Below are 3913 nucleotides of genomic sequence, written 5' to 3' on the forward strand. Positions count from 1 at the left end.
TGTTACTTCGCCATCGCCTGCAAGCGGTGCGATTGTCGGGTTGGACTGTTTTTCAATTAAGTCTTCAATTACCGTTTCTAACTTAGCTTCACCAATCCCAAAAAAGCGCAGAACTTTAGATTCAATTCGTTCATGCTTATCCATCATTTTCATAAGCGTTTGATAGCCATATTTCAAAAACATTGGTTCCATCTCACTTGGAGGACCAGGCAGGAGCATATAAGTAATATTCTCGACCGTCAGGACCATACCGGGTGCCATGCCATGATCATTTGCTAATATGTCAGATCCCTCAAGTACAAGTGCTTGTTTTTTATTATTTTCAGTCATGACTCGGTTTGATTTAGTGAAATAGGCTTCAATGGATTGAAGGGCCTCTTGATCAAAAACAAGTTCTTTACCCAGCATTCTTGAAATGGTTTCTTTCGTCATATCATCCTTCGTAGGTCCTAAACCGCCGGTGAAAACAATTAAGTCAGCACGTTTCTTGGCAATATCGACTGCATCCTGCAGTCTCTTGTCATTATCCCCTACGACCGTATGATAATAAACGTTAATACCCATTTCTGCAAATTGCTGTGATAAAAAACGGCCATTTGTATTTACAATCTGCCCTAAAAGCAGTTCTGATCCAACCGCAATAATTTCTGCATCCATCTCTCCAGTCACTCCGTTCTTTACTTCGAATTAATAAATATAGATTTATTTTTCGCGAAATATTCCCAACCAGACCAAACAGTGAAGATTAGCGCAATCCAAAGGGCAATATAGGCTAATGGGAATGAGAACAAGGCAAATGGCAGATTGTGAAGTAATAATGCGGAAATAGCAATAATCTGTGCCCATGTTTTAATTTTACCCAACGTAGCAGCAGCCACAATTTCTCCAGATCCAGCTAAAATGGCTCTTAATCCTGTTACGGCTAGTTCTCTGCTGATAATGATGATCACAATCCACGTTTGTCCATAAATTAAATCTAAGTCTACTAGAACCAAAAGTGCAGCAAGTACCAGCAATTTATCCGCTAATGGATCTAAGAATTTGCCGAGATTTGTAACCATGTTCAGCTTACGAGCATAATACCCGTCGATCCAATCCGTAGTGGAAGCAATAATAAAAACCACTGTCCCTACAAGATGCGTAATTGGGAGTACATGCCCATCTACATTTAGTTCTCCCCATGACAAAGGCAGGAGCATAATTAATAAAAAGATAGGTATTAAACAGATTCTCGATATAGTAATCTTATTCGGTAGATTCACTTCTTTACCCTCCAAAAAATTCGCATTAAACACTCATGAAGAAAAATAGCCACCAATAAGATGACTATTCAGGTTTCGTGAATTGTATTGTTACAGTCTGTGTAGTACTTTTCGTTGGTGAAACCGAATATTCAAGCAGCTCTTCATTCACATAAATTTCGGTTGCAGCTGCATTACCTATTCTAACTTTCGCCTCTGTTTCTTCTGAAAAATCAATTTCTTTACTTTCGCTGTCCTTTAAAATACCTTCAAATAATGACTTGCCGTTTGCATTTTTAACACTTACCCACGTTTCACCTTTTGAAGAAAGTTTCAGGAGGAATTTATCTGTATTCTTGAGTTCGTACGTACTATTGGTTCCTGCGTTGCTCACTGAAGCGAGTTCCTGTTCAAGCTCCGGTTCCTCTTCTGTTCCTTTTGACTCTTCGTCTGCAGGTTCCGTCGTTTTTTCTTCAGGTTCTTTAGTCTCTTCTTTCTCTTTGTCTTTCTCTAATGGAGAATTTTTGGTCTCTCCATAATTAACATTGTCTTCATTTTTCACTTCAGGACTGCCGCTGCTTTTGTTATCGTTATTATAGTTTACCCATAAGACGTAAACGAGAATAATGGCACCAAGAACGAAAATTGAAACGAGAATTTTCGGGAATATCTCCATAAATTTCGATGTTGATGGAGATAGTGACTTTCTTGTCCGCACTCGTGACAGCTGGTCTGGTAATTCTTGATTCGCTATCGCGGGTACTTCTGATTTGTACTGTTCAAAAATTTCTTCTGAATCAAGACCAACTGCTTCACAATATTGTTTTATAAAAGCACGCACATAAAATTTGCCGGGCATCATATCATAGTTACCTTCTTCAATGCCTACCAAATACCGTTTTTGAATCTTTGTAACTTCTTGTAGATCATCCAGGGTCATACCCCTAGCTGTTCTTGCTTCTTTCAGTCTATTACCTAATTCCGTCAATTAAAACACCTGCCATTTTAAAAATCGATTGAACCAAATTCAGTTGCACCGAACTGATCGTTTTGGTCTGCTGCTTCGTATGTAATTTCTTCTTCAGGGTTGTTTCGTAACTCAATAATGTAATCAAAATCTTCTAATGTATATTCTGTATTCTGCACAAATACATCAGGATGCTCGACTACTTTCACCGCATCCATTCTCATAATTTCACGTACAAGCTGCCAATGACGTTCATTAGCACGGCGAGTTGAAACAATCCCATCCAGAATGAATAAATTATTGTCATTGTACTCATCTTCAATCAACTGACTGCGAATGGTCTGTTTTAAGAGAGTGGACGAAACAAATAGCCATCTCTTATTTGCACACACACTGGAGGCAACAATTGATTCTGTTTTTCCTACCCGCGGCATCCCGCGAATCCCAATCAACTTATGGCCATCTTGTTTGAATAACTCTGCCATAAAGTCAACTAACAACCCTAAATCTTCCCTGACGAAACGAAACGTATTTCTTTCATCGGCATCACGCTGAATGTATCTGCCATGCCTGACAGCTAAGCGATCACGGAGATTCGGCTCTCTTATTTTATGCACCGTTATGGTGTCCATTGTCGACAAGATCGATTCAAATCTTTCAATACTCCAGTTGTCATTTGCCACTAATAGCATGCCCCGTCTGCCTTCATCTACACCATTAATGGTAACGATATTAATCGAGAGCATACCCAGCAGCGAAGAAATATCTCCTAACAAACCTGGACGGTTCTTTTGTATTTCATATTCAAAATACCATTCTTTTTTTTCCAATCCAAACACTCCTTAAGTGACAGGATCTTATTTATAAGGTAGTTTTATGAAAAAACCCGCATTTTTGCCCGGAATCGCGGATACCTACCCCTATGATTGTCTATTTTCTATAATATAGCATAATGGGTTAAGTTAAAAGCGAAAACATTCTAAAATTCAGGCTAATCTTTACTTAACTTTAAAATAGTTCTTGCGCCGCGGCAGGTAATTATGTGCAGTTAGTTAAAACCCTCATGCATCTGCCCATGCCAATAAAAAAAGCCCCATCAAATGACAGGGCCTTAAACCAGTTACTGTGTACCATTGTTTTCCACTAATTTAACCATCATACTCGCAATTGAATGCTTTTCTTCATCGCTCGCTACTGACCATAAGTCGGCAAGCACTTTCTCTTGATCATTTTGAGGTTCCACTTGTTTAGCCAAGTAGTCGCCAATTTCAAAAGCAAGATTACTTACAGTATCTTGCTGAATGCCTTGGTGCTCCCCTTGATGCAAGCGATCTCCTAAGAAGTTTTTCCATTGATCCCAATTATCTAATACAGACATCTTTCATCATCCCTTCTTTCAATTCGTACATAGTTAGTTTGTGAAGAAGCGATTTAATTTATGCATGGAAAAGATGAGTTAGTACCAACCTCCATTAACCCCCACTATTTGACCGGTAATGTAAGAAGCCTTAGATGATAGTAAAAAGGAAGCTGTTTCAGCAATCTCAATAGGTTTACCGACTCTCCCCATCGGAATATCTTCATTCAATTGATCAAATTCCTCTTCGGTGAATCCATCCAGCATGGCTGTTGAAATAGCTCCTGGGGCAATTCCATTTACGCGAATATTATTCAGTGCACACTCCTTACTCAGTGCTTTAACAAA

The 3913-nt window shown here is 39.0% G+C and carries 6 protein-coding genes; all 6 read right to left on the reverse strand.

Features of this window, described 5'->3' with window-relative positions; genetic code table 11:
• Window positions 1–657 (reverse strand): CinA family nicotinamide mononucleotide deamidase-related protein (locus WYK_RS08520; protein WP_040374099.1); only part of this gene is annotated, 657 nt, incomplete at its 3' end.
• A gap of 20 nt (window positions 658–677) precedes the next feature.
• Window positions 678–1262: a CDP-diacylglycerol--glycerol-3-phosphate 3-phosphatidyltransferase gene (gene pgsA, locus WYK_RS08525; RefSeq protein WP_040374100.1), complete on the reverse strand. Its 585-nt coding sequence runs from the start codon at window positions 1260–1262 to the stop codon at window positions 678–680.
• 64 nt (window positions 1263–1326) lie between these two features.
• Window positions 1327–2229, reverse strand: a complete 903-nt coding sequence (locus tag WYK_RS08530) for a helix-turn-helix domain-containing protein (protein ID WP_040374101.1) — start codon at window positions 2227–2229, stop codon at window positions 1327–1329.
• 17 nt (window positions 2230–2246) lie between these two features.
• Window positions 2247–3038, reverse strand: a complete 792-nt coding sequence (locus WYK_RS08535) for a DUF3388 domain-containing protein (protein WP_040374102.1) — start codon at window positions 3036–3038, stop codon at window positions 2247–2249.
• Between the two features lie 290 nt (window positions 3039–3328).
• Window positions 3329–3586 (reverse strand): DUF3243 domain-containing protein, encoded by a 258-nt coding sequence (locus tag WYK_RS08540; protein ID WP_040374103.1) that lies wholly within the window; start codon window positions 3584–3586, stop codon window positions 3329–3331.
• A 78-nt stretch (window positions 3587–3664) separates the two neighbouring features.
• Window positions 3665–3913: SDR family oxidoreductase (locus WYK_RS08545; RefSeq protein ID WP_040374104.1), on the reverse strand; the 249-nt coding region annotated here is incomplete at its 5' end.

Source organism: Peribacillus psychrosaccharolyticus ATCC 23296 (assembly GCF_000305495.1).
Taxonomy (GTDB): domain Bacteria; phylum Bacillota; class Bacilli; order Bacillales; family DSM-1321; genus Peribacillus; species Peribacillus psychrosaccharolyticus.